Origin of the sequence: Pantoea sp. B623 (assembly GCF_024814475.1) — a bacterium.
In the GTDB taxonomy this organism is placed as follows: domain Bacteria; phylum Pseudomonadota; class Gammaproteobacteria; order Enterobacterales; family Enterobacteriaceae; genus Pantoea; species Pantoea ananatis.
In genome coordinates, this window is sequence record NZ_JANUXM010000004.1 from 3,396,522 (window position 1) to 3,420,691 (window position 24,170).

Genomic DNA, 24,170 nt, shown 5'->3' on the forward strand with positions numbered 1-24,170 from the left:
TGCACATCGAATCTTAAAGAGAAAGAACCACACTATGGCGCAATTTTACTCCGCAAAACAGCGTGTGACGACCCAACAACGGATCACCGTCACCATTGAAGACCTCGACCCGTTTGGTCAGGGCGTTGCCCGCTACAAGGGCAAAACCCTGTTTGTCTCGGGCGCGCTGCCCGGAGAGCAGGCCGAGGTCACCCTGCTGGAGGATAAACGCCAGTATGCCAGAGCGAAAGCGGTGCGCCTGCTTAACCACAGTCCTTCACGGGTTGCGCCGCGCTGTCCCCATTTTAGCCGCTGTGGCGGTTGTCAGCAGCAGCATGCCGACGAGGCGTTACAACAGCAAAGTAAATCACGTGCGCTGGCACGGATGTTGACCCAGGCAGCGAACCAGCCGGTGGCGGTTGATGAGATCATTGCCGGACCGGCCTGGGGCTACCGTCGCCGCGTCAGGCTTGGCCTGCAGTGGCAGAACAAAACACAGCAGTTGCTGATGGGGTTTCGCCAGGCGGCCACCAACGATCTCGTCGATATCCAGCAGTGCCCCATCATGGTGCCCCAGCTTGAAGCGCTGATTATTCCGCTGCGCAATTGTCTCACTATGCTTAATGCTGTCAAACGCTTAGGTCATGTTGAGCTGGTGCTGGCTGACAACGGCCCGGTGCTGTTATTGCGCCATCTCGATGCATTAAGTACCGATGATATTGCAAAACTGGAACGTTTTTCGCATCAGCACCAACTGATGCTGTTTCTGGATGATGGAAGCGAGACGCTGCGCGCATCTGGCGATCGGCAGCCGTTTTATCATTCTCACCAGCTTGAGCTAATCTTCAGTCCAAAGGATTTTATTCAGGTCAACGATACGGTGAATCAGCAGATGGTGGCGAAGGCCATTGCGTGGCTGGATTTGCAACCTGAAGATCGGGTGCTGGATCTGTTTTGCGGCATGGGAAACTTTACGCTTCCTGTAGGAAAATCGGTACAAAGTGCCGTGGGTGTGGAGGGCGTTGCAGCATTAGTGCAGCAGGCAGAGTATAATGCTGACGTGAATGCGCTAAAAAACGTCAAATTCTTCCAGCATAATCTGGAAGAAGATGTTTCGCGCCAGCCCTGGGCTATGCAGGGATTTAACAAGGTATTACTCGATCCGGCTCGCGCTGGGGCGGCAGGTGTCATGGCACATGTCGTCAAATTATCGCCAGAATGCGTGGTCTATGTTTCGTGTAATCCTGTGACACTCGCACGTGACAGTGAAACATTGCTGTCAGCGGGTTACCAATTGGAAAGGGTCGCGATGCTGGATATGTTTCCTCATACCCGTCATCTCGAATCCATGGTGCTGTTCAGAAAAAAAATATAAGTGTCCGGCAGGGGCGCTGTGCAGGAGAGGATATGGTTGCGGTCAGAAGTGCGCATTTAAATACGGAAGGGGAGTTTGCCCTTGACCAGTGGATCGCCAGTCTTGGCGTTGCTAACCCGCATTCCTGTGATCGCCTTGCTGAAACCTGGCGCTATTGTGAAGCGCAGACTCAGGGGCATCCTCACCAGTCGCTGCTGCTGTGGCGCGGCATCGAGATGGTGGAAATTCTCTCGATGCTCAGCATGGATATCGAAAGCCTGTGCGCCGCATTGATTTTCCCGCTCGCGAATGACGAAGTGGTCAGCGAAGAAGAGCTGGAAAAAACCGTCGGTCCGGGCATCGTTTCGCTGGTGCACGGGGTCCGCGATATGGACGCCATTCGTCAGCTGAAAGCCATTCATAACGATTCAATGGCTTCTGAGCAGGTGGATAATGTCCGCCGTATGTTGCTCGCCATGGTGGAAGATTTTCGCTGCGTGGTGCTGAAGTTGGCTGAGCGCATCATGAACCTGCGCGAAGTTAAAGACGCGCCGGAAGATGAACGCGTACTGGCGGCGAAAGAGAGCACCAATATTTATGCCCCGCTGGCGAACCGCCTGGGCATCGGTCAGCTTAAGTGGGAGCTGGAAGATTACTGCTTCCGCTACCTGCATCCCGACGAGTACAAGCGCATTGCTAAGCTGCTGCACGAGCGCCGCATCGACCGTGAGCAGTACATCGATAACTTTGTCGATAATCTGCGCAAAGAGATGGCAAAAGAGGGCGTGCGGGCCGAAGTGTACGGCCGTCCTAAACATATCTACAGCATCTGGCGCAAGATGCAGAAGAAGTCGCTGGCGTTTGATGAGCTATTTGATGTTCGCGCGGTGCGTATTGTCGCCGAGCGACTGCAGGACTGCTACGGCGCGCTGGGCACGGTGCACACGCTGTATCGCCACCTGCCCAACGAGTTCGACGACTATGTCGCCAACCCCAAACCTAACGGCTATCAGTCTATTCATACCGTGGTTCTGGGGCCCGAGGGCAAAACCGTCGAGATCCAGATCCGTACCCGCCAGATGCATGAGGACGCTGAGCTGGGCGTCGCCGCGCACTGGAAATACAAAGAAGGGCCGTCGTCCAGCCATGCGCGCGGCGCGGCAGGTCACGAAGAGCGCATTGCCTGGCTACGTAAGCTGATCTCATGGCAGGAAGAGATGGCGGATTCCGGCGAGCTGCTGGAAGAGGTGCGCAGCCAGGTATTTGACGACCGCGTCTATGTCTTTACGCCAAAAGGGGACGTGGTCGATTTGCCGGCAGGTTCTACCCCGCTGGATTTCGCTTACCACATTCACAGCGATATCGGTCACCGCTGCATCGGTGCCAAGATTGGTGGCCGCATTGTGCCCTTCACCTATCAGCTGCAGATGGGCGATCAGGTGGAAGTCATCACCCAAAAACAGCCGAATCCGAGTCGTGACTGGCTGAACCCTAACCTGGGGTTCATCACCACCAGCCGAGGCCGCGCCAAGATTCATAACTGGTTCCGCAAGCAGGATCGCGATAAAAACATTCTTGCCGGTCGTCAGATTCTGGATAACGAGCTGAATCAGATGGATATCAGCCTGCGTGAAGCCGAGAAACTGCTGCTGCCGCGCTATAACGTTACCTCGCTGGACGAGTTGCTGGCTGCCATCGGCGGGGGGGACATTCGCCTTCATCAGATGGTGAATTTCCTGCAGGCGAAGCTCAATAAGCCGACGGCGGAAGAGCAGGATCGTGAAGCCCTGCGCCAGCTCACACAAAAATCGCATGCGCCAACGTCACGCAAAGAGAGCGGCCGTGTGGTCGTGGAAGGCGTGGGCAACCTGATGCACCATATTGCACGCTGCTGTCAGCCGATTCCGGGTGACGACATCGTGGGTTTTATCACGCACGGACGGGGCATTTCGATTCACCGCGCCGATTGCGACCAGCTGTCTGAGCTGATTTCCACCGCGCCCGAGCGCATTGTGGATGCCGTATGGGGCGAAAGCTACTCCAGCGGCTACTCGCTGGTCGTAAGGGTGACGGCCAACGATCGTAGCGGGCTGTTACGCGATATCACCACCATCCTCGCGAATGAGAAGGTTAACGTCCTGGGCGTTTCAAGCCGCAGCGATACCAAAAAACAGCTCGCCACCATTGATATGGATATCGAGATTTATAACCACCAGGTCCTGGGACGCGTGCTGTCTCGCCTGAATCAGGTGCCTGACATTATCGATGCCCGCCGCCTGCACTAATCGTCCGTTATCAGGCGCATGTCTTGACCGACGTGCGCCTGGCTGCTTTTATCACCGCTGTTATGCCAACTGAACACCTGAAGGATTTCCCTATGACGTCAATTGATCGCCTGCTGGGCATTATGAAAACCCTGCGCGATCCGCAGCAGGGTTGCCCGTGGGATCGCGAGCAGACCTTTGCCACTATCGCGCCTTACACGCTGGAAGAAACCTATGAAGTGCTGGACGCCATCCAGCGCGAGGACTTCGACGATCTGCGGGGGGAGCTGGGCGATTTGCTGTTTCAGGTGGTGTTTTATGCCCAGATGGCCCAGGAGCAGGGGCGTTTTAATTTTGATGATATCTGCCATGCAATAAGTGACAAGCTGGAACGCCGCCATCCACACATTTTTGCGGACGGCACGGCAGAGAACAGCGCAGACGTGTTAAAAAACTGGGAAGCGATTAAAAGCGCCGAACGGGCAGAAAAAGCGCAGCACTCCGCGCTGGACGATATTCCCAAAGCCCTGCCAGCCCTGATGCGCGCCCATAAAATTCAGAAACGATGCCACAACGTGGGCTTCGACTGGAGCACACTGGGGCCGGTGGTCGATAAGGTGCATGAAGAGATTGACGAAGTCATGCATGAAGCGCAGCAAAGCGTTATCGATCCTCAAAAGCTGGAAGAAGAGATTGGCGATCTCCTGTTTGCGACCGTTAACCTCTCTCGTCATTTGGGCAGCAAGGCCGAAACGGCGCTGCAGAAAGCCAACGACAAGTTTGAGCGACGTTTCCGCGCGGTAGAAGCTATTATCAGCGCGCAGGGCCTGACAATGCCGGGGGCGACGCTGGAACAGATGGAGGCCGCCTGGCAGCAGGTAAAGGCAACGGAAAAAAGCTGATTATTCCTGCACCGCGCATAAAGTGTGCGCTCGAGCTTACTCGATTCAGCCTGACGTCAGATTTGTGACGCAGGTCAAAATTTTGTTTACCGCTATCCGCTATGTTACCCGCAGCAATGCTTTGGGAGAGGGATGTGATTCATCAATTGTGGCTGATAGCGGTTTCCAGTATACTGTTTTCCCGTCCTGGTTATTCCACCGTCTTTAAACCTAAACTCTCAGGTTCAGCATGACAACGAATTATATTTTTGTGACCGGCGGGGTCGTATCCTCTCTGGGTAAAGGCATTGCCGCAGCCTCCCTCGCAGCCATTCTCGAAGCGCGTGGTCTGAATGTGACCATCATGAAACTGGATCCGTACATCAACGTCGATCCGGGTACCATGAGCCCTACTCAGCATGGTGAAGTGTTTGTCACCGATGATGGTGCCGAAACCGATCTGGATTTGGGTCACTACGAGCGCTTCATCCGCACTAAAATGTCGCGCCGCAACAACTTCACCACGGGCCGTATCTACTCAGAAGTCCTGCGCAAAGAGCGTCGCGGTGACTACCTTGGCGCCACTATTCAGGTCATCCCTCATATCACGAATGCGATCAAAGAGCGCATTCTTGAAGGCGGTGAAGGTCACGATGTGGTGCTGGTCGAAATCGGCGGTACGGTTGGTGATATCGAATCCCTGCCGTTCCTGGAAGCGATTCGTCAGATGGCGGTGGATGTGGGCCGCGAGCATACGATGTATATGCACCTGACGCTGGTGCCTTACATGGCCGCCGCAGGCGAGGTGAAAACCAAGCCGACGCAGCACTCGGTCAAAGAGCTGCTCTCCATCGGTATTCAGCCTGACGTGCTCATTTGCCGGTCCGATCGTGCGGTGCCAGCCAATGAGCGTGGCAAAATTGCCCTGTTCTGTAACGTGCCGGAAAAAGCCGTTATCTCGCTGAAAGACGTCGATTCAATTTATAAAATTCCTGGCATGTTGAAATCACAGGGCCTGGACGACTACATCTGTAAGCGTTTCAACCTGAACGCCCCGGAAGCCAATCTGGCCGAGTGGGAGCAGGTGATTTATGAAGAAGCCAATCCGGGCGGCGAAGTCACCATTGGCATGGTGGGCAAATATGTCGAGCTGCCGGATGCCTATAAATCCGTTATTGAAGCGCTGAAGCACGGCGGTCTGAAAAATCGTGTGACCGTAAACATCAAGCTGATCGACTCACAGGACGTTGAAACCCGTGGTGTCGAATTGCTGAAAGATTTGGATGCCATTCTGATCCCTGGTGGCTTTGGCTACCGTGGTGTAGAAGGCAAGCTGATGACGGCGAAATACGCGCGTGAAAACAACGTGCCTTATCTCGGCATCTGCCTCGGCATGCAGGTCGCACTGATGGAGTTCGCCCGTAACGTCGCCGGAATGGAAGGCGCTAACTCCACTGAATTTGTGCCAGACTGTAAGTATCCGGTGGTGGCACTGATCACCGAATGGCGTGACGAAGAAGGCAACGTGGAAGTGCGTACTGAACAGAGCGATCTGGGTGGCACCATGCGCCTGGGCAGCCAGCAGTGCCAGCTGAATCCGGAAAGTAAGGTTCGCCAGCTGTACGGTTCTGACACCATTGTTGAGCGCCATCGTCACCGCTATGAAGTGAACAACATGCTGCTGAAGCAAATTGAGGCAGCGGGTTTACGCGTGGCAGGTCGTTCAGGTGACGATCAGTTGGTTGAGATCATTGAGATCCCCAATCATCCATGGTTTATTGCTTGCCAGTTCCACCCTGAGTTCACATCGACGCCTCGCGATGGTCATCCGTTGTTTGCGGGTTTTGTGAAAGCAGCACATGAGCATCAGAAGCGTTTAGCGAAATAAGTTTAACGAACAACGCGCGAACTTTTCGCGCGTTCTTTGTCTTAGGATTGACTAACTTGTACTGAGGAAAATCGTAATGGCCAAAATCGTAAAAGTCATCGGTCGCGAAATTATCGACTCACGTGGCAACCCAACTGTTGAAGCAGAAGTTCACCTGGAAGGTGGTTTCGTTGGTCTGGCTGCGGCACCGTCAGGTGCATCTACCGGTTCTCGTGAAGCACTGGAACTGCGTGACGGTGACAAATCCCGTTTCCTGGGCAAAGGCGTAACCAAAGCCGTTGCTGCGGTTAACGGCCCGATTGCTGAAGCGGTAAAAGGCAAAGACGCGAAAGATCAGGCGAACATCGATAAAATCATGATCGACCTGGACGGTACTGAGAACAAATCTAACTTCGGTGCTAACGCCATTCTGGCTGTTTCCCTGGCAGCAGCGAAAGCCGCAGCGGCCTCTAAAGGTCAGGCGCTGTATGAGCACATCGCTGAGCTGAACGGCACCCCGGGCAAATACTCTATGCCACTGCCAATGATGAACATCATCAACGGCGGCGAACATGCAGACAACAACGTCGACATTCAGGAATTCATGATTCAGCCGGTTGGCGCTTCAAACGTTAAAGAAGCGATCCGTATGGGTTCTGAAGTGTTCCACAACCTGGCAAAAGTGCTGAAAAGCAAAGGCATGAGCACGGCGGTGGGTGACGAAGGTGGCTATGCGCCAAACCTGGGTTCTAACGCCGAAGCGCTGGCCGTTATCGCTGAAGCGGTAAAAGCAGCCGGTTACGAGCTGGGTAAAGACATCACCCTGGCCATGGACTGTGCGGCTTCTGAATTCTACAAAGATGGCAAATACGTTCTGGCCGGTGAAGGCGGTAAAGCGTTTACCTCAGAAGAGTTCACCCACTTCCTGGAAGATCTGACTAAACAGTATCCGATCGTTTCTATCGAAGATGGCCTGGACGAGTCTGACTGGGATGGCTTCGCCTACCAGACCAAAGTGCTGGGCGACAAAATCCAGCTGGTGGGCGACGACCTGTTCGTAACCAACACCAAAATCCTGAAAGAAGGTATCGAGAAAGGCATCGCTAACTCTATCCTGATCAAATTCAACCAGATCGGTTCACTGACCGAAACCCTGGCTGCAATTAAAATGGCGAAAGATGCAGGCTATACCGCTGTGATCTCTCACCGCTCAGGCGAAACTGAAGATGCGACCATCGCTGACCTGGCGGTCGGTACAGCTGCGGGCCAGATCAAAACCGGTTCAATGAGCCGTTCTGACCGTGTTGCTAAGTACAACCAGCTGATCCGTATCGAAGAAGCGCTGGGTTCAAAAGCCCCCTTCAACGGTCTGAAAGAAGTTAAAGGTCAGTAAGTTTACTGCCGTCTGACTTCTGATCATAACCCGCCCACGTGGCGGGTTTTTTTATGCCCGGACCTTATGCAGCTTCCGCCATCTTTTTGCGCGACGTCTATGCTGTTTACATCCGTTCTTAATAAAACCCACCGACACTGAATAACGAGCAAGGTGCGCCGGGCTGACCTCGCACCTTACCGCTGGCCTGAAGCACGCGCTTCAGGTTCATATTTCTGACAGGCAGAAGGGGGAAACGCATGAGACTGGCTTCTTATAACGTGGAAAACCTGTTCGATCGCGCCAGAGCAATGAACCAAAACGAATGGCGTGAGGGCAAACCGACGCTGGAAAAATTCGCCCAACTGAATGCACTGCTGGGGCAGGTGGAATACAGCGATGCGACTAAGAAGCAAATGGTGGAATTGATGGAGGCGCTGGGGCTGCAAAAGTCAGATACCGGCCCCTTTGTTATCCTGCGGCGTAACCGGGGCAAGCTGTTGACCCGCCCCACAGACAACAGCGGAATAAAGATTATTGCCGCAGGACGCGCCGACTGGGTCGGTTCGCTGGAACTGCGGCGTGCGCCGGTAGATGAAATAGCTATGGGATTAACAGCGCAGGTCATGATTGACCTCAAGGCAGATATTTTGACCGTTGTTGAGGCAGAAAGCCGGCCCGCTTTACTGGAATTTAATAACGCCATGCTGCCTGCGCGCCAGGGAACGCCTTTTGATCATGTCATGGTGATTGACGGCAACGATGAGCGGGGCATTGATGTTGGCCTGATGACAGGAGCAGGCTTCGCAATCGACACCATTCGCAGCCACGTTGATGATAAGGATAAGCAGGGCGACCTGATTTTCTCGCGCGACTGTCCCGAATTTGCGATTCCGCTACCCGATGGACAAACCCTGCACGTGCTGGTTAACCATTTTAAAAGCAAAGGCTACGGTGCCAAAACGCTTTCCGACGCCCGCCGTAAACTGCAGGCCGAACGGGTGAAGGCAATTTATCAGCAGCGAATTAAAGAGGGACAAACGCTGATTGCTATCACCGGAGACTTTAACGATACGCCGGACAGCGAGGCGCTGGCACCTCTGCTGAAAGAAACCGATCTGAAAGATATCTTCACCCATGAAAAATTTGATAACGGCGGCTATCCAGGAACCTGGGGCGGCTGCAGCGCCAGTAATAAAATTGACTACATTTTACTGTCCCCCGCGCTGTGGAAAAAAGTGGAAAAGGGCGGCGTATGGCGCAAAGGGATGTGGCCAGGCGTGAGCCCGGTAAAATGGGAAACCTATCCCGAACTGAAAAAAGAGGTGAATGCCGCCTCGGATCATGCGGCAGTCTGGGTGGACCTGAAGATCTAGTCCGAGGTATAGACGGCACAGGTCGCGGCGCTGACCGCAGCCTGTGCAGCCACAGCATTACAGCGACTGAATGATGCGTTTCAGTAAACGAATGCGCGGTTCAATGCTGTTCAGTTCCATATATTCAGACGGGCTATGAAAATTTGCGCCGATGGGGCCAAACCCATCCAGTGAGGGCGTGCCCACTGCGGCGGTATGGTTGGCATCTGAGCCCCCGCCTACAGCCTGCCAGCTAATCTCAATGTCTTCTGTTTGCCCGGCTTGCTCGACGATCTGCATTAGCGCTTCTGTTTTAGCATCTGGCGTCATGGCAGGCGTGTAAGCCTGCTGGGTAACCTGCGTCGTTACGCCGGGCTCCGCCTCAGAATGCGCAAGGGCTTTCATCGCCATGTTGACCCGCTCAAACTCAGCGTTAAGCTGAAAGCGCACGTCTACGATCATCTCTGCGTGGTCTGGCACAATATTTGCCGCGTCCCCGCCTGAGATCACGCCGGTGTTTACCGTTGTGCCCTGTGCGGGATCGGCCAGGTTCGCAACGGCAATGACGCTGTACGCCAGTACGTTGATGGCTGAACGGCCTTTATCGGGATCGTTGCCCGAATGCGCAGCAACGCCGCTAAAATTCAGCCGATACCGCGCCATGCCTTTCCGTGATCTGCCCTTCATCAGCCAGTACGCGGGTTAATGATGCGCCAACATCCGTGCTTTGCAGACTCCCAATCATGGCCAGCCCGGTTGAGCCTGGGATCCCCATCAGAGGCCGCAGTAGCGGGGTAAGTAGCTTACGGGCTGCACGAAGTGCGCCGTAGTGCTCAAGCACGTTGATCATGCCTAATGCAAACATAACAGCAGGGATCAAGCCAAATGCGAACAGGAACCCATCCATTGCCCCATAACCGCCTTTTCCCCGAAAGGCGCTTTGCGCGACATCCAGGGTGTCGGTTTGAAGACTGACACCGGATACCACTTTTCCGAATGCCCCGTTTAATGTGGTGAAGTCAAACACGCCATACCACTCTTTTCCGCCAGGCAGACCGGAGAAAAACACCATGGCAAACAGCAAGGCCAGGTAAGCGCCCGGTCCGACCTTAAGCGGTTCGGATTGAGAAGAGTCAGTCATCGTTTATTTCCTTACATCTTTGGCGACAAAAGGCGATGCTAAAAGTGGGATGTAAGCGGAGGAATGATGACGATCAATTTGCAGGACAAAGAGCCAGCAACGGGCCAAATAGTGCTAATCAGCTCACAATAATCAGTGAAATTCGCCTCTGGATAAACGCAAAAATCCGGCTTGCCTTAGACAGAGTCAGCCACGCCGCATCACCTGACATGATCTCAACCCGGAGTTCTGCGATAATCGCGTTTTGCTAAAACCACAGAGACCATTATGCAGTACCCGATTAACGAAATGTTCCAGACGCTGCAAGGCGAAGGTTATTACACCGGCGTGCCGGCTATTTTCATCCGCTTACAGGGATGTCCGGTAGGATGCAGTTGGTGTGACACCAAACACACCTGGGAAAAACAGGCGGATCGGGAAACATCATTAGGCGATATTCTGGTCAAAACGGTGGAAAGCGATGCCTGGGGCAACGCCGATACGGCGACGCTGCTCAGCAGCATCGCGCAACAGGGCTGGACGGCCCGCCATGTGGTGATCACTGGCGGCGAACCGGCCATTTACGATTTACGCCCGCTGACCGCATCGCTGGAGGCGGCAGGATTTCAATGCCAGATTGAGACCAGCGGAACCCATGAAATCCACTGTTCCGAACAAACCTGGGTTACCGTTTCACCCAAGGTAAATATGCGCGGCGGATACGACGTGCTGGCTCAGGCCCTGAGCCGTGCGGATGAAATCAAACATCCGGTTGCCCGGCAACGTGATGTGGAGGCGTTAGACGACCTGCTGGCTGGCATTCAGGACAGCAAAGCTCGAATCATTGCGCTGCAGCCAATTAGCCGCAAAGATGAGGCGACAAAACTTTGTATTGAGACCTGTATTGCGCGCAACTGGCGCCTGTCGATGCAGACACATAAATATCTGAACATCGCCTGATAAGACTCAGGCGGCCTCTCGCCGCCTGACCGTTATTGCTTCGCTTTCCAGGCCTCAAAAGCCTGTTTGATCTCCGCTTTGGCCGCGCTGGCGTCTTCGAATCCCTTCAGCTCCACGTTTTTACGCCCTTCCGGCAGCGCTTTATAGACGCGAAAGAACGCTTCCAGCCGCTGCTGTTCCAGCTTTGGCAGATCGGCGACCGTCTGAATCGCATCATAGGTCGGATCGACTTTGCTGGCCGGAACCGCCACGATTTTGTCATCCACTTCGCCACCGTCGATCATTTTCAGTACGCCAATCGGGCGCAGTTTAATTAATGTCCCGGGCGCAAGTGGGGCGCGGGTGTAGAAGATCACATCCAGCGGATCGTTATCGCCGCCCAGCGATTGCGTCAGCGAACCGTAGTTTGCCGGATAAGCGACCGGCATCGACTGAAAACGATCGGCAACGATAAAACCGGTTTTCGCATCGGTTTCATATTTGATGATTCCGCCTGCGGGAATTTCCGTCACGGCATAGAATTCGTCGGGCAGTGAGTCGGGTTGTGGAAAGCTTAGGATGTTTTCCGCCTGAACGGCGGCAGAGGCGGTGATAAAGAAGAGACAAGCAAAAAGCGGTTTTACCAGGTTCATTGTTGATTCTCTTGATCTTTAATGAAGGAGAGAACAGCCTGGTGGGGAAAGATGACAGAAGGATGACGTCAGACAGAGGAGGAGAGTTCAGCTGATGTCGCGCAGGAGAGGCGGCAGCAGGCCGATCAACAGGTCAGTAAGCGGGTGACCGGCTGCGCTGCCGTACAGAGCAGATTAACCGCGATAGGTGCAGCCTGCAGTACAGGTTTCTTTGATCATCACCGCGCTCAGCAGCGGCAGGCGAGGCTTCATGTGATCCCAAATCCATTTTGCCAGGACTTCGCTGGTGGGATTCTCCAGTCCGGGGATCTCATTAAGATAGTAGTGATCGAGCCTGTCATAGAGGGGTTTAAACGCCGCTTTCAGCTCAGCAAAATCCATGACCCAGCCGGTATGCGCATCCACTTCACCGGTAATTTCCAGACGAACAAGGAATGAGTGACCGTGCAGACGGCCGCATTTGTGTCCTGCCGGCACATTGGGTAAATAGTGTGCGGCTTCGAACTGGAACTCTTTAAATAACGTGGTAGACATAATCGCTCTCAGGCATTAAAAACGGCTGAATTCTACCTGAAAGGCCAGTTTTTCGCATCTGCTAAGCGCCGTGAAACGACGATTAAGCCAGAATAGTAAAAGGATTCGCGCGCCTTTCCCAAAATGCGCTCAGCCATGGCCCGGATCGTCAGCCGGAAGCCGCGCCACGATAGCTTCCGCTATGCCGTAATCCTCAATCAGCAGCCGTTGCTGCTCTGAACGTGACAGCGGCGTAAAGGTTTCCTTTCCCTCAGGGTCCCTGATAACCCGTTCTCCCTTCACGATTCCGGTGATGCTCCCGGCGCTGGCGCGGCGAATCAGCAAGGCACCGTCAAAGCGGCTGCTATGTCGGCTCTGTTGATGACGTGACTGAAACGCGTCAACGGGGAGGTCGGTAGTCAGAATTTTGCAGTCGATCCCTGCCCGACCCAGCGGTTTCCAGTGTATGTACCAACTGCCGTCTCGCTCATAAACGCGCGTGCCCCAGACGGGATGGGGATTCAGCCTGGCTTCCAGCGGGAGCGGATGGCCATGGAGCAGCGTGCTGTCAACCACCCGCGTGCCTGCATCCATGTTAACAAACAGCATGCCATGACCGGGGGAACCTGCGGGCGCCGGACGTGAGGACAGCATGATGGAAAGGCCAAACTGCACGTTAAATCCCACGTGTATCAGCAGGGCATGCAGCGCGCCATGGCCCGCCCAGCAGGTGCCGCCTGTGCCATAGGTTAACCAGTGAGTGAAAAAGTCGGTTGCCGTGCTGCCGGGCAAGGGGAGGGCGCTGTCGTGGTCAGTCATCAGACGGCGGCGAAGATTATCAAAGGGTACCGACTGGCACCAGGCGCGATATATCTCACTCAGTCCGATCTCATCAGGAGCGGGAGGCGCGCTAAACCCCAGTTTTTGCAGAATCTGCTCCGCCATTGCTTGCGGTAACGCGGTGATAATGCCTGGCACCTGTCGTCGCTCCTGGTCGTTTTCCTGTTGTTAACCCAGCAATTTGCCGCGATCACCCGTCGTAAAGTCCAGTGCGCGCCGTGATTACCTGAGTGTGTTAACCCTCAATATTCTTACCACTTTTAACGATTAATTTTATCTGAAAAACCATTTAGTCATTTTGGTTATTTGATATGTCGAAGGCGTATTTAATCGTTAATATAGCAGCCTGTACCCTTTCTTCTCTTCCGCTACTATTCGGTCCGGACTTCTGCTACTGGAATTTTTATCGCGATGACGACTCAGGCACCAGGCTCAATGCTTCCGCTCTCTCCGGAGCAACTTGCTCGTTTACAGGCAGCAACGACAGATTTTTCCACCACTCAGATGGCCTGGCTCTCTGGCTATTTCTGGGGCATGGTCAATCAAACGCCAGGCCAGGCGGTTGCCAGCGCGCCTGCGCAGGCTGAAACCCCGGCGATTACGCTGCTCTCTGCCTCACAAACCGGCAATGCCCGCCGGGTAGCCGAGCAGTTACGCGATGACCTGCAGGCGGCAAAACTGACCGTGAATCTGGTCAACGCGGGCGACTTTAAATTTAAGCAGATTGGCCAGGAAAAAATTCTGATTGTCGTGACCTCGACGCAGGGCGAAGGCGAACCACCGGAAGAGGCCGTTGCGCTGCATAAATTCCTGATGTCTAAGAAAGCGCCCAAAATGGACGGCGCGGCCTTTGCCGTGTTTGGTCTGGGCGATACCTCCTATGAATTCTTCAGCAAAGCGGGCAAAGATTTTGACAGCCGCCTGGCCGAGCTGGGTGCAGAACGACTGCTGGATCGGGTTGATGCGGATGTTGAATATGCCGAGCAGGCCAGCGCCTGGCGCGCGGCAATTACTGCTGCACTGAAAGAACGCGTACCGGCAGCGTCACCGGCCCAGAGTGCGGCAACCGTCGCCGGCAGCGTGAACGAAGTCTTCACCAGCCCTTACACTAAAGAGCAGCCGCTTAGTGCCAGCCTGGCGGTGAACCAGAAAATTACCGGGCGCGATTCGGACAAAGATGTGCGTCATATCGAGATCGACCTGGGCGATTCAGGGTTACGCTACCAGCCTGGTGATGCGCTGGGCGTCTGGTATGAGAATGACGCCGCGCTGGTTAACGAGCTGCTTGAACTGGTGTGGCTAAAAGGCGATGAGCCGGTTGAGGTGCAGGGCCAGACGTTACCGCTGGCAGAGGCGTTGCAGAAACATTTTGAGTTAACGGTCAATACGGCGCAAATCGTGGCGCAATATGCGAGCTTAGCGCGTAACGACGAACTGCTGTCACTGGTGGATGATAAAGCCAAACTGCAGCAGTATGCGCAACGCTATCCGATTGTTGATATGGTTCGTCTGGCACCAGCCCAACTGAGCGCAGAACAGTTATCCGGCTTGCTGCGTCCGTTAACGCCGCGTCTTTACTCTATCGCTTCGTCTCAGGCCGAAACCGATACCGAAGTACATATCACCGTGGGGGCCGTGCGCTTTGATATTGAAGGGCGCCCGCGCGGCGGCGGCGCTTCCACCTGGCTGGCGGATCGCATTGAAGAAGACGGTGAGGTGCGCGTGTTTATCGAACACAACGATAATTTTCGCCTGCCCGCCAACCCGGATGCACCGGTCATTATGATTGGGCCTGGCACCGGTATTGCGCCGTTCCGCGCCTTTATGCAGCAGCGCGAGAACGACGGCGCCAGCGGTAAAAACTGGCTATTCTTTGGCAATCCACACTTTACTGACGATTTCCTGTATCAGGTGGAATGGCAGAAATACGTGAAAGATGGCCTGTTAACGAATATCGATCTGGCCTGGTCGCGCGATCAGGCCGAGAAAATTTACGTACAAGATAAAATCCGCGCTAAGGGTGCGGAGGTGTGGAGCTGGTTACAGGAAGGCGCGCACCTTTACGTCTGCGGCGACGCCAATCGTATGGCAAAAGACGTTGAGCAGGCATTACTGGATGTGGTGGTCGAACACGGCGCTATGGATCGTGAAACGGCTGACGAATTTTTAAGTGAGCTGCGCATTGAGCGCCGTTATCAGCGAGACGTTTACTAATGACTGAAAAATACCCTGGCCCGCTGGTGGTTGAAGGCAAACTCACCGACGCTGAGCGTTTAAAAAAAGAGAGCAACTACCTGCGCGGTACCATCCTTGAGGACCTCGACGAGGGCCTGACCGGTGGTTTCAGCGGCGATAACTTCCTGCTGATCCGTTTTCACGGCATGTATCAGCAGGATGACCGCGATATTCGTGCTGAACGTGCGGAGCAAAAACTTGAGCCTCGCCATGCGATGATGCTGCGCTGTCGTCTGCCGGGCGGGATCATTACGCCCACACAGTGGCTGGCGATTGATAAATTTGCTACCGATAAAACCCTTTACGGCAGCATCCGTTTGACCAACCGTCAGACTTTCCAGTTTCACGGCATTCTGAAGAAGAACGTGAAGCCGACGCACCAGATGCTGCACGAAGTGGGGCTGGATGCGCTGGCGACCGCGAATGACGTTAACCGTAACGTCCTCTGCACCTCAAACCCAGTGGAGTCTGAGTTGCATCAGGAAGCCTATGAGTGGGCCAAAAAGCTGTCGGAGCATCTGCTGCCGCAAACCCGCGCTTATGCCGAGATCTGGTGGGATCAGGAAAAAGTGGCCACCACCGACGAAGAGCCGATCCTGGGCCAGACCTACCTGCCGCGTAAGTTTAAAACCACGGTGGTGATTCCGCCGCATAACGATGTTGATCTGCACGCTAACGATCTGAACTTTATCGCGATTGCGGAAAACGGCAAGCTGGTGGGCTTTAACCTGCTGGTGGGCGGCGGCCTGTCTATCGAGCACGGTAATAAAGCCACCTACGCGCGTACCGCCAGCGAATTTGGCTACTTCCCGGTCGATAAGATCCTGGATGTGGCAGCAGCGGTAGTGACGACCCAGCGCGACTGGGGCAACCGTACCGATCGTAAAAACGCCAAAACCAAATACACGCTGGAACGCGTAGGCGTAGAGACGTTTAAGGCGGAAGTCGAGAAGCGCGCCGGTGTCACGTTTGCACCGACACGTCCTTACGAATTCACCACCCGTGGCGATCGCATTGGCTGGATCAAGGGCATTGATAACAAGTGGCATCTGACGCTGTTCATCGAAAACGGTCGTCTGCTGGATTATCCGGGACGTCCGCTGAAAAGCGGCGTGGCGGAAATCGCCAAAATCCATCAGGGCGATTTCCGTCTGACCGCCAACCAGAACCTGATTGTGGCAGGCGTGCCGGAAAGCCAAAAAGCGCAGATTGAAGCGATTGCCCACGAACACGGCCTGATGGAAAACGTGACGGCCCAGCGGGAAAACTCGATGGCCTGCGTGGCGTTTCCAACCTGTCCGCTGGCGATGGCGGAGGCTGAACGTTTTCTGCCGTCTTTCGTGACGAAAGTCGAAGAGATCATGCACAGCCATGGCGTAGGCGAAGAGCACATAGTGTTACGCGTTACCGGTTGTCCGAACGGCTGTGGCCGTGCCATGCTGGCAGAAGTGGGCCTGGTGGGGAAAGCGCCGGGCCGTTACAACCTGCATATCGGGGGTAACCGCATCGGAACGCGCATTCCACGTATGTATCGCGAAAATATTACTGAAAGTGAAATTCTCGCCACACTTGATGAGCTGGTAGGTCGCTGGGCGAAAGAGCGCGAGGCCGCAGAAGGCTTTGGTGACTTCGTGATTCGGGCTGGCATTGTTACGCCGGTATTGGATCCTGCGCGCGACTTCTGGCAGGAGGCAAAATGAGTATCGATCTTGCAGCACTGAATGAGATGTCGAAGGTCCAGCGCGCGATGGCGTTGGCGGCAACCAACGCCCAACTGGAAAAAGCCACGGCTGAAGAGCGTGTAAGCTGGGCACTGGAAAATCTGCCGGGGGCTTACGTGCTCTCGTCCAGCTTTGGCATTCAGGCTGCGGTATCGCTGCATCTGGTGACGCGCGTACAACCGGATATTCCGGTCATCCTCACCGATACCGGTTATCTGTTTCCGGAAACCTACCGCTTTATTGATGAACTGGCTGACCAGCTTAACCTTAACCTGCAGGTGTTCCGGGCGGAAACCTCGCCAGCGTGGCAGGAAGCCCGCTACGGCAAGCTGTGGGAGCAAGGGGTAGAGGGCATTGAACAGTACAACCAGATCAACAAAGTTGAGCCGATGAATCGGGCGCTGGAAACCCTGGGCGCCCAAACCTGGTTTGCGGGCCTGCGACGCGATCAGTCAGGCAGCCGCGCCACATTGCCGGTACTGGGCGTGCAGCGCGGCGTGTTTAAAGTGCTGCCGATTATTGACTGGGATAACCGCCAGATTCATCAGTATCTGCAAACCCACAACCTGAAATACCATCCGCTGTGGGAGGAAGGCTATCTGTCTGTCGGAGATACGCACACCACGCGCAAGTGGGAGCCGGGGATGGCAGAAGAAGAAACGCGTTTCTTTGGCCTGAAACGTGAGTGCGGCCTGCACGAAGGCTAACTGACGCGCTTAGTTCTGGTAACGGGCGATCCTCTGGGGTCGCCCGTTTTGCTATGGCCTCCGTCATCGCCTCAGGGGAAGGATGTCGGCTGCGATCAAAACGCCGTCTCGACGCTGTCCACCACCCGGTATTCATCATCCACTAAGGGAAGATAACGCCATTTATCAAATGCCGTGCACGGATGAGAAATACCGCATCCGACCCAGTCTCCCGGCATCAGCGATTCATCGTCAGGCACGCGTAAATAGGCGTGCTGATCGTTAACCTCACTGATGTGCAGATGCGTGCCGGTTCGTGGCGCGGTGCCATCCGGCTGGCGAATCCACAAAGGCACGGGCAAATCCTGATCGAAGGGCACGTCCCGTCTGCCGAAATCCAGCAGCGCCAGACCAGATTCAGGGCGGGAAAGCACGCGCCCCCAGATTTCCAGGGCCGCTTCAAAATGGTGGTCAGCACCGGGCTGAGAAAAAGGCGCTATACGCGAATAGAGCCCGCTGTCGTGTGCCATGTAGGCACCCGAGCGAATCAAAGGCTGAACCGGCAGCGGCAAAACGGCCTGGGTAAAACAGGCTGTCACCACATCAAACCACGCCCCCCCGCCTGCGCTGAGCAGAATCGTCTTGCTGTGGAACAGCTGGCGTTCAGCCAGCATTCTGGCGCAGTCCAGCATAACGTTGCAGTAGTGCTGAATTAACGCCACGCCAGCCGCATCCCGCCCGGCACCCAGCGCGCCTTCATAGCCTGCGATACCTACAAGATGAAGATGGCGACTTTGGGCGATGCGCTCAGCAATCGCCAGCACCTCCTCTTCGGTTCTGCATCCTGTTCTGCCGCCGGGAATCGACACTTCAATCAAGACCGCAATGGCCGTGTCGCCCAGGTTTTGCTCCAGCAGCGTAACGCCCGCCAGGGAGTCAACGTAACAGAGAAAGCCGTGGTCAGGATGCCGACGCTGCCATTCACCAATCCAGCGAATTCCGCCAGGATCGACACATTCGTTTGCCAGAAACACGTTGCGGATACCGAAATGGCGCAGGGCGCGCACCTGAGCAGGTGTTGCTGCGCTAATCCCCCACGCGCCGCCCTGGGTCACGGCCCGGCGTAAGACTGCCGGTGCCATTGAGGTTTTGCCATGTGCTGCCAGCATGACGCCTTTCTCCTGGCAAAACGCTGCTAACTGCCGCAGGTTGTTTTCCAGAGCGGACTGTTTCATTACCATGACGGGCGAAAAGACATCTTCACTACTCAGCACGGCGGTGCCGACCTTAAGGGGAGCATCGCCCTCACCGGCAACCGATTTAAAGCGGGGCGACGGCTGCGCAGTGTCCAGCTTCGCGTCTGCGATCAGCGGAAAATGTAAAGACATGACGGCTCCTTAGTGCTCAAGCACGCGTGACAGAAACTGTTGCGTGCGCGGATTCTGCGGATGAACAAAAATGTCGTCCGGCTTACCCTGCTCAGCAATCACGCCCTGATCCATAAAAACAACGCGATCGGCTGTTTTCCGGGCAAACCCCATTTCGTGGGTTACCACCACCATTGTCATGCCCTCGCGCGCCAGCCCGCGCATCACTTCCATTACTTCACCGACTAATTCAGGATCGAGAGCGGACGTGGCTTCATCAAAGAACATGATTTTTGGCTGCACCGCCAGGGCGCGCGCAATGGCCACACGTTGTTGCTGTCCCCCGGAGAGCTGAGAAGGATAGTGATCGGCACGGTCAGCCAGTCCAACGCGCTCCAGCGCTGCCATCCCGCGCGAATTCGCCTCGGCCACAGACAGTTTCTGCGCTTTTATCAGCGCCAGGGTGACATTGCCGAGGGCGGTTTTATGAGGAAACAGGTTGAACTGTTGGAACACCATCCCCACCTGACCACAAATATCACGATTGCGTTTTGGGTCGTGCAGCGGAACGTCGTTAACCCAAATTTCGCCGCCGTCGGCCTTTTCCAGACCACTCATGATCCGTAGTACGGTACTTTTACCGGAACCGGATGCGCCGATCAGCACCAGCACCTCTCCGGGCGAGACATCAAGGCTGATCTCTTTCAGAACTTGCGTAGCGCCAAATGACTTCGTAATCCGGCTCAGAGTAATGGCTGCATTTTTCATGATAACGAGTTCCTGGTTTGCTGATGCTGGACCCAGCGGGAAAGCGGAAAACAGATAACGAAATAGAGCAGGGCAACCAGACCATAAACCACTACGGGCTGTCCGATGCGATCGACGATGGCCTGGCCCTGATGCATCAGTTCCGACATGCCTATCATGCTGACGATAGAGGTATCTTTAATCAGCGACAGATACTGACCCACCAGCGGCGGCAATACGATGCCGCGAGTTTGCGGCAGAATCACGCTGGTGAAAGTTTGCCGCCTGGAGAGCCCAAGGATCCACGAAACTTCCCACTGTCCTTTCGGCACGGCTTCAATCCCGCCACGAAAAATCTCGGCAATGTAAGCGCCCTGATAAATGCTCAGGCCCAAAATGCCTGCGGCAAACAGGTTGATGTCATACCCGAAATAGGCCACGCCAAAGTAAATAAACATCAGCGTGATAAGCACGGGCGTGCCGCGAAACAGCTCGGTATAGATCACGGCAATTTGCCGGGCGACAGGGATGCGGCTGGTACGCAAAATCGCGGCCAGTAAACCCAGCAACGTGCTGCCCGCAATGGCAGCGACCGACAGCAATAACGTAATCACCAGACCGCGCCACAGGAGCGGCAGACTGCTGAGGATCAATTCGCTCATTGGGCTGGCTCCCGTTTAATCGTATGGGAAAACATTCTTTTCGCCTGCGTCCAGATGGGCCGTTTGACCGAGACAACCAGCGGCGGCATAAACAGTCGGCGTCCCGCGACATTGCCCAGCCAGGAAAACAGGTTACTGAGAAACAGATAGACCAGCGCGACGACGCTGAATGTCTGAATGTAGAGCAGCGTACGCGCATTGATGACCGTTGCGGTTCCCGTCAACTCCGGTAGCGCAATGGCTGACAGCAGTGAGGTGCCCAACAGTAGCTGAATCAGGTTGTTAATAATCGCGGGCCAGACGGCGCGCGCGGCCTGTGGCATGACCACGTTTAAAAATCGCTGGCGACGACTAATGCCAAGAATCCAGGCGGCTTCCAACTGACCTTTGGGGACGGACTGAATACCGGCGCGAAAAACCTCAGCCAGATAGGCACCGACGTTAATCCCCAGCGCCAGCACGCCCGCGGTAAAGGCGCTCATGGTAATGCCCAGCGAGGGAAGCCCGAAAAAGACGATAAAAATCTGCAGCAACACGGGCGTGTTACGAATAAATTCAACGTAGCCGTGGCTCAACCAGCGCAAAGGCGCAAAAGTCGCAGATTTCGCCAGCGCGGCCAGCAGTCCCAGTACCAGCGCCAGCATAAAAGCCAGCAACGTCACCTGAAGCGTTAACCAGGTCGCGGCGAGAAAGGTATCGGCATATTGCCAGAGTGTCAGCCATTGGTAGCGCATAGAAAGCCTCCTCAGGAGGACACAGGCGTGACCTGCGTCCTCTTCTGTCAGAACTGCGGATTCAGCGGATAGCGAGGCTTACTGCCAAACCATTTTTGGTAGAGCTGAGCGTTCTCACCTGATGCGTTAATTTCAAACAGGAATTCGTTGAGATAGTTCGTCCACACCTGATCGCCTTGCTTGACGCCGAACGCGTTGTATTCCAGCGGAACCAGGGCTTCATTAGTGACTTCCAGTGTTGGGTCGAGTTTGGCCTGATAGGCGAGGAAGTTATTATCTTCAATCATGGCATCTGCCTGACCCTGCTTCACGGCCAGAATTGCTGCCTGAGAGGAATCATATTCCTGGATCTTTACATCGATCCCCATGCTGCGAACTTCGTCGCCGTTGGTCGAGCCTTTGACCGTCGCGATAGTTTTTCCTGCCATGTCGTGGGCCGATTTGATTCCGCTTACTTTGCGAACCAGCATCGCTTCACTGGCCACCACGTAAGGCTGAGTAAAACCAATCTCTTTGGCGCGCTCCAGGTTGCGGGTGAAATTACAGAACACGACATCCACTTTATTGGTTTGCAGATTAGGAATGCGGTTAGCGCTGGTGGTGTTCACCATTTCGAGCTTTACCCCCATCGCTTTTGCCAGGGCTTTGGCCAGATCCACATCGTAACCGTCGGGATTACCGGCTTTATCGTAAAAACCGAAGGGCGCAAAGCTCAGGCAGTCACCCACCCGCAACGTGCCACGCTGAAGCACGGTTTGCAGCGTGGATGCCGGTGCGGCACCTGCGGTTTCATTTTTATTGTCCGTTGGCGTACAACCGGCCAGTGCCACCACGGTGAACAGGGCAGGCAGGAACCGGGTGAATACATTTTGCTGGAAAGTGGTATTCATATTTCTGCTCTCAAATAAAAGAGGGATATCACCAACATTATTAAATAATGTGGAGAGACGTTTTTTAATTATCACTTTTATACCGAATGCGTTTATTTCTGGCCGGGGAGATAAGAATCAGCTTTTATTTCCGTTCGGCATTAAAACACGTCATATCGACTTCGACTTTGCAATCCACAACCAGGTCCTGCACGCTGCAAATACGGGCGGGCGGGTTATCATGAAAAAGCTCACTAAACACTTTATTAAATGAGCTGAAGTAACGTGCATCCGTCAGGACCGCCGTCACATGCACAACATCCTGAATCCGATAGCCTGCTTCCTGCATAATGGTCAGACAGTTGTCGAAGGCCAGGCGCGTCTGCTCAATGATGCCGCCTTCAACGACCTCGCCGCCTTTCATTGGCGTCTGCCCGGAGATATACAGCCAGCCGTCGGCTTCTACCGCACGGGCAAAAGGCAGCTTTTGTCCTCCGGTACCGACACCGCCCTCTGTGCCATAGCGCTTGATTGTCATGCTTGTGCCCTTAGAATCATTCCTGTAGCTTGTCTGATATACCGGAATTAAATCTGCAATACCGGATAGGTCGAGATTTGCACAATGTTATTTCTTTTGCAATAGCCTGATCAGGGATTATTTTGATGCTTTACAACTGGCTTCACGAATATTTGTCATTAATGATAAGTTTTTTAAATAAATGGTGATGAAGAGCTCTTTTTATCATTATTGAGTGCGCTCTTTTGGTGCCCTGATAAATAGCATGTCGCGAAAAAAAGAAAAGGCGGGATAGCGTGCGCGACCGTAGGTAAAACAAAGTGGGCTGTGTATGATGTATTACATCAACCTTAACGTGACGATCCCGGCAGGAGAATAAGGGTATGCAGGAAGATAAACCCGCCAGAGCACGTGGCGTGGACCGTGTGATCGCGATTTTTCGTCAGTTACACGTTGCCCGCCAGCCCATGGCGATGCGTGAACTGATCGAGGCGACGGGCGCGCCCCGCTCAAGCGTGTATGAACTGGTTAATCTGTTGAGTGAGGCGGGGCTGGTCGAAATTGATTCGGAAGGCAGTATCTATTTTGGTCGTGAAATGCACTATTACGGTGCGGATTATATGGCGCACAATCCCCTGATCCGTCGTGCCCATCAGTTAATGATCGAGATGGTTGCTGAGCATGGTGAAACCGTGCAGCTGTGTATGCTGGAAGGCAATAAATACACGGTGGTTCTGTCAGAGAGCAATGCCCATCCGTTCAAGATAACCTCCGATATCGGCGTTAAAATCCCGATTCCCTGGACAGCCACCGGCCGCTTGCTGCTGAGTAACTGGAGCGATGAGGCGATTTTGGCCCTGATCCCGGAAGAGGATTACCAGCTGGCGAACGGGAAGGTGCTGGATAAGCAGGACTTTCTGGCTGACATTCACCGGGCCGGGCATCTTGGCTACTCCATGACGGAAGGGCTGTCAGAGAGCTTTACCTGCTGTATGGCTGCGCCTATTCGCGCCCGCAACGATCTGGCGGTGGCGGCCATCTGTTTTATGGTAAGCCGGGATACACCAGAAGCGCGGCGTCAGATGCTGCTGAAAACCTTAATTAACGCGGGTCAGAAGCTGTCTGACTTTACCTGAGCCGACGGGCAAGTTGAAAGCAGCGCCGCGTGGGGAAACGAGGCGCCCGGCGCTGTTGGCTCAGGGGCTACAGGTCTTTCAGCCCCGCAAACGCATCGGCTGTGCGCGTCACGTTGACCTTTGTGACCTCATAATGGGCCACGGCGACAAAGGGATCTTCCGCCAGAATCGTATCCAGCCGGGCGCGATCCATGTCTCTTACCATGATCATGCCGCCCGTGCGGGGATCTTTGCGGCCGGCAGCAATAAACTCACCGTTGTCAAAATAGCGATCCAGCCACGTTATATGGGGTGCCAGCAGGGCTTCCACTTCCTCGATGGGCCGAAAATAACTCAGGTAAATGACATACATCGTCTGT

At 54.6% G+C, this 24,170-nt stretch carries 22 protein-coding genes and 1 pseudogene; 11 read left to right on the plus strand and 12 right to left on the minus strand.

Annotated features, from left to right (window positions below; genetic code table 11):
* Positions 1-34 precede the first annotated feature (34 nt).
* The 6 genes from rlmD (at position 35) to NXS97_RS17775 (ending at position 9,093) form a co-directional block, all read left to right on the plus strand.
* Entirely contained in the window at positions 35-1,354 is a 1,320-nt protein-coding gene (rlmD, locus tag NXS97_RS17750) for a 23S rRNA (uracil(1939)-C(5))-methyltransferase RlmD (RefSeq protein ID WP_029570605.1), read from the plus strand.
* 32 nt (positions 1,355-1,386) lie between these two features.
* Complete coding sequence (gene relA, locus NXS97_RS17755; protein ID WP_013026949.1) at positions 1,387-3,618, plus strand: GTP diphosphokinase; 2,232 nt, start codon at positions 1,387-1,389, stop codon at positions 3,616-3,618.
* 92 nt (positions 3,619-3,710) lie between these two features.
* A complete protein-coding gene (mazG, locus tag NXS97_RS17760; RefSeq protein WP_028715728.1) occupies positions 3,711-4,499 on the plus strand; it encodes a nucleoside triphosphate pyrophosphohydrolase in 789 nt (262 codons plus the stop codon).
* A gap of 229 nt (positions 4,500-4,728) precedes the next feature.
* Complete coding sequence (pyrG, locus tag NXS97_RS17765; RefSeq protein ID WP_013026947.1) at positions 4,729-6,366, plus strand: glutamine hydrolyzing CTP synthase; 1,638 nt, start codon at positions 4,729-4,731, stop codon at positions 6,364-6,366.
* Positions 6,367-6,442: 76 nt separating this feature from the next.
* Positions 6,443-7,738 carry a phosphopyruvate hydratase gene (gene eno / locus NXS97_RS17770; protein WP_013026946.1) on the plus strand — a complete coding sequence of 432 codons (1,296 nt, stop codon included), beginning with the start codon at positions 6,443-6,445 and terminating at the stop codon, positions 7,736-7,738.
* A gap of 239 nt (positions 7,739-7,977) precedes the next feature.
* A complete protein-coding gene (locus NXS97_RS17775; RefSeq protein WP_116197781.1) occupies positions 7,978-9,093 on the plus strand; it encodes an endonuclease/exonuclease/phosphatase family protein in 1,116 nt (371 codons plus the stop codon).
* Between the two features lie 57 nt (positions 9,094-9,150).
* On the opposite strand, the gene NXS97_RS17780 is transcribed toward NXS97_RS17775, so the two are convergent.
* Positions 9,151-9,759: a M20/M25/M40 family metallo-hydrolase gene (locus tag NXS97_RS17780; RefSeq protein ID WP_405037087.1), complete on the minus strand. Its 609-nt coding sequence runs from the start codon at positions 9,757-9,759 to the stop codon at positions 9,151-9,153.
* Positions 9,713-10,213: pseudogene (locus NXS97_RS17785) on the minus strand (nucleoside recognition domain-containing protein); the annotation flags it as partial. The pseudogene NXS97_RS17785 and the gene NXS97_RS17780, both read right to left, overlap by 47 nt.
* Positions 10,214-10,480: 267 nt before the next feature.
* On the opposite strand from NXS97_RS17785, the gene queE reads away from it, so the two are divergent.
* Positions 10,481-11,152 (plus strand): 7-carboxy-7-deazaguanine synthase QueE, encoded by a 672-nt coding sequence (gene queE, locus NXS97_RS17790; protein WP_014594445.1) that lies wholly within the window; start codon positions 10,481-10,483, stop codon positions 11,150-11,152.
* Positions 11,153-11,184: 32 nt separating this feature from the next.
* Here queE and NXS97_RS17795 read toward each other — a convergent pair whose 3' ends face one another.
* The 3 genes from NXS97_RS17795 to NXS97_RS17805 form a co-directional block, all read right to left on the minus strand.
* Positions 11,185-11,784, minus strand: a complete 600-nt coding sequence (locus NXS97_RS17795) for an inorganic diphosphatase (RefSeq protein ID WP_013026940.1) — start codon at positions 11,782-11,784, stop codon at positions 11,185-11,187.
* A 174-nt stretch (positions 11,785-11,958) separates the two neighbouring features.
* Complete coding sequence (queD, locus tag NXS97_RS17800) at positions 11,959-12,318, minus strand: 6-carboxytetrahydropterin synthase QueD (RefSeq protein WP_013026939.1); 360 nt, start codon at positions 12,316-12,318, stop codon at positions 11,959-11,961.
* Between the two features lie 129 nt (positions 12,319-12,447).
* Positions 12,448-13,275 carry an arylamine N-acetyltransferase gene (locus NXS97_RS17805; RefSeq protein WP_028715726.1) on the minus strand — a complete coding sequence of 276 codons (828 nt, stop codon included), beginning with the start codon at positions 13,273-13,275 and terminating at the stop codon, positions 12,448-12,450.
* Positions 13,276-13,548: 273 nt separating this feature from the next.
* On the opposite strand from NXS97_RS17805, the gene cysJ reads away from it, so the two are divergent.
* The 3 genes from cysJ to NXS97_RS17820 are packed head-to-tail and all read left to right on the plus strand — an operon-like array spanning position 13,549 to position 17,800.
* Positions 13,549-15,351, plus strand: a complete 1,803-nt coding sequence (cysJ, locus tag NXS97_RS17810; protein WP_028715725.1) for an NADPH-dependent assimilatory sulfite reductase flavoprotein subunit — start codon at positions 13,549-13,551, stop codon at positions 15,349-15,351.
* Complete coding sequence (cysI, locus tag NXS97_RS17815; protein WP_022623099.1) at positions 15,351-17,072, plus strand: assimilatory sulfite reductase (NADPH) hemoprotein subunit; 1,722 nt, start codon at positions 15,351-15,353, stop codon at positions 17,070-17,072. Before cysJ ends, cysI begins: the two co-directional genes overlap by 1 nt.
* On the plus strand, positions 17,069-17,800 hold the full coding sequence (locus NXS97_RS17820; RefSeq protein WP_014594441.1) for a phosphoadenylyl-sulfate reductase: 732 nt from the start codon (positions 17,069-17,071) through the stop codon (positions 17,798-17,800). Before cysI ends, NXS97_RS17820 begins: the two co-directional genes overlap by 4 nt.
* Before the next feature lie 95 nt (positions 17,801-17,895).
* Here NXS97_RS17820 and NXS97_RS17825 read toward each other — a convergent pair whose 3' ends face one another.
* The 6 genes from NXS97_RS17825 to NXS97_RS17850 all read right to left on the minus strand — a co-directional run bounded on the left by NXS97_RS17825 (position 17,896) and on the right by NXS97_RS17850 (position 22,696).
* A complete protein-coding gene (locus NXS97_RS17825) occupies positions 17,896-19,167 on the minus strand; it encodes an alanine racemase (RefSeq protein ID WP_028715724.1) in 1,272 nt (423 codons plus the stop codon).
* A gap of 9 nt (positions 19,168-19,176) precedes the next feature.
* Positions 19,177-19,914 carry an amino acid ABC transporter ATP-binding protein gene (locus tag NXS97_RS17830; RefSeq protein ID WP_013026933.1) on the minus strand — a complete coding sequence of 246 codons (738 nt, stop codon included), beginning with the start codon at positions 19,912-19,914 and terminating at the stop codon, positions 19,177-19,179.
* Positions 19,911-20,555, minus strand: a complete 645-nt coding sequence (locus NXS97_RS17835) for an amino acid ABC transporter permease (RefSeq protein WP_013026932.1) — start codon at positions 20,553-20,555, stop codon at positions 19,911-19,913. Before NXS97_RS17835 ends, NXS97_RS17830 begins: the two co-directional genes overlap by 4 nt.
* The gene (locus tag NXS97_RS17840) at positions 20,552-21,289 is read right to left on the minus strand and encodes an amino acid ABC transporter permease (RefSeq protein ID WP_013026931.1); all 738 of its coding nucleotides are present in this window, start codon (positions 21,287-21,289) and stop codon (positions 20,552-20,554) included. Before NXS97_RS17840 ends, NXS97_RS17835 begins: the two co-directional genes overlap by 4 nt.
* 47 nt (positions 21,290-21,336) lie before the next feature.
* On the minus strand, positions 21,337-22,179 hold the full coding sequence (locus tag NXS97_RS17845) for a transporter substrate-binding domain-containing protein (RefSeq protein ID WP_013026930.1): 843 nt from the start codon (positions 22,177-22,179) through the stop codon (positions 21,337-21,339).
* 124 nt (positions 22,180-22,303) lie between these two features.
* Entirely contained in the window at positions 22,304-22,696 is a 393-nt protein-coding gene (locus NXS97_RS17850) for a RidA family protein (RefSeq protein ID WP_013026929.1), read from the minus strand.
* Between the two features lie 362 nt (positions 22,697-23,058).
* Here NXS97_RS17850 and NXS97_RS17855 point away from each other — a divergent pair, with 362 nt between their 5' ends.
* Positions 23,059-23,811: an IclR family transcriptional regulator gene (locus NXS97_RS17855; RefSeq protein ID WP_013026928.1), complete on the plus strand. Its 753-nt coding sequence runs from the start codon at positions 23,059-23,061 to the stop codon at positions 23,809-23,811.
* A 67-nt stretch (positions 23,812-23,878) separates the two neighbouring features.
* Here NXS97_RS17855 and NXS97_RS17860 read toward each other — a convergent pair whose 3' ends face one another.
* Complete coding sequence (locus NXS97_RS17860) at positions 23,879-24,163, minus strand: YciI family protein (protein ID WP_013026927.1); 285 nt, start codon at positions 24,161-24,163, stop codon at positions 23,879-23,881.
* Positions 24,164-24,170 lie beyond the last annotated feature (7 nt).

What these genes read in the sequence shown, in the direction of transcription:
- NXS97_RS17835 (WP_013026932.1), bottom strand. Translation starts at nt 20,555, where the DNA reads ATGAGCGAATTGATCCTCAGCAGTCTGCCGCTCCTGTGGCGCGGTCTG.
- mazG (WP_028715728.1), top strand. Translation starts at nt 3,711, where the DNA reads ATGACGTCAATTGATCGCCTGCTGGGCATTATGAAAACCCTGCGCGAT.
- NXS97_RS17825 (WP_028715724.1), bottom strand. Translation starts at nt 19,167, where the DNA reads ATGTCTTTACATTTTCCGCTGATCGCAGACGCGAAGCTGGACACTGCG.
- pyrG (WP_013026947.1), top strand. Translation starts at nt 4,729, where the DNA reads ATGACAACGAATTATATTTTTGTGACCGGCGGGGTCGTATCCTCTCTG.
- rlmD (WP_029570605.1), top strand. Translation starts at nt 35, where the DNA reads ATGGCGCAATTTTACTCCGCAAAACAGCGTGTGACGACCCAACAACGG.
- NXS97_RS17840 (WP_013026931.1), bottom strand. Translation starts at nt 21,289, where the DNA reads ATGCGCTACCAATGGCTGACACTCTGGCAATATGCCGATACCTTTCTC.
- NXS97_RS17830 (WP_013026933.1), bottom strand. Translation starts at nt 19,914, where the DNA reads ATGAAAAATGCAGCCATTACTCTGAGCCGGATTACGAAGTCATTTGGC.
- cysI (WP_022623099.1), top strand. Translation starts at nt 15,351, where the DNA reads ATGACTGAAAAATACCCTGGCCCGCTGGTGGTTGAAGGCAAACTCACC.
- NXS97_RS17820 (WP_014594441.1), top strand. Translation starts at nt 17,069, where the DNA reads ATGAGTATCGATCTTGCAGCACTGAATGAGATGTCGAAGGTCCAGCGC.
- NXS97_RS17795 (WP_013026940.1), bottom strand. Translation starts at nt 11,784, where the DNA reads ATGAACCTGGTAAAACCGCTTTTTGCTTGTCTCTTCTTTATCACCGCC.
- eno (WP_013026946.1), top strand. Translation starts at nt 6,443, where the DNA reads ATGGCCAAAATCGTAAAAGTCATCGGTCGCGAAATTATCGACTCACGT.
- NXS97_RS17775 (WP_116197781.1), top strand. Translation starts at nt 7,978, where the DNA reads ATGAGACTGGCTTCTTATAACGTGGAAAACCTGTTCGATCGCGCCAGA.
- queE (WP_014594445.1), top strand. Translation starts at nt 10,481, where the DNA reads ATGCAGTACCCGATTAACGAAATGTTCCAGACGCTGCAAGGCGAAGGT.
- NXS97_RS17855 (WP_013026928.1), top strand. Translation starts at nt 23,059, where the DNA reads ATGCAGGAAGATAAACCCGCCAGAGCACGTGGCGTGGACCGTGTGATC.
- relA (WP_013026949.1), top strand. Translation starts at nt 1,387, where the DNA reads ATGGTTGCGGTCAGAAGTGCGCATTTAAATACGGAAGGGGAGTTTGCC.
- NXS97_RS17850 (WP_013026929.1), bottom strand. Translation starts at nt 22,696, where the DNA reads ATGACAATCAAGCGCTATGGCACAGAGGGCGGTGTCGGTACCGGAGGA.
- queD (WP_013026939.1), bottom strand. Translation starts at nt 12,318, where the DNA reads ATGTCTACCACGTTATTTAAAGAGTTCCAGTTCGAAGCCGCACACTAT.
- NXS97_RS17845 (WP_013026930.1), bottom strand. Translation starts at nt 22,179, where the DNA reads ATGAATACCACTTTCCAGCAAAATGTATTCACCCGGTTCCTGCCTGCC.
- NXS97_RS17860 (WP_013026927.1), bottom strand. Translation starts at nt 24,163, where the DNA reads ATGTATGTCATTTACCTGAGTTATTTTCGGCCCATCGAGGAAGTGGAA.
- NXS97_RS17780 (WP_405037087.1), bottom strand. Translation starts at nt 9,759, where the DNA reads ATGAAGGGCAGATCACGGAAAGGCATGGCGCGGTATCGGCTGAATTTT.
- cysJ (WP_028715725.1), top strand. Translation starts at nt 13,549, where the DNA reads ATGACGACTCAGGCACCAGGCTCAATGCTTCCGCTCTCTCCGGAGCAA.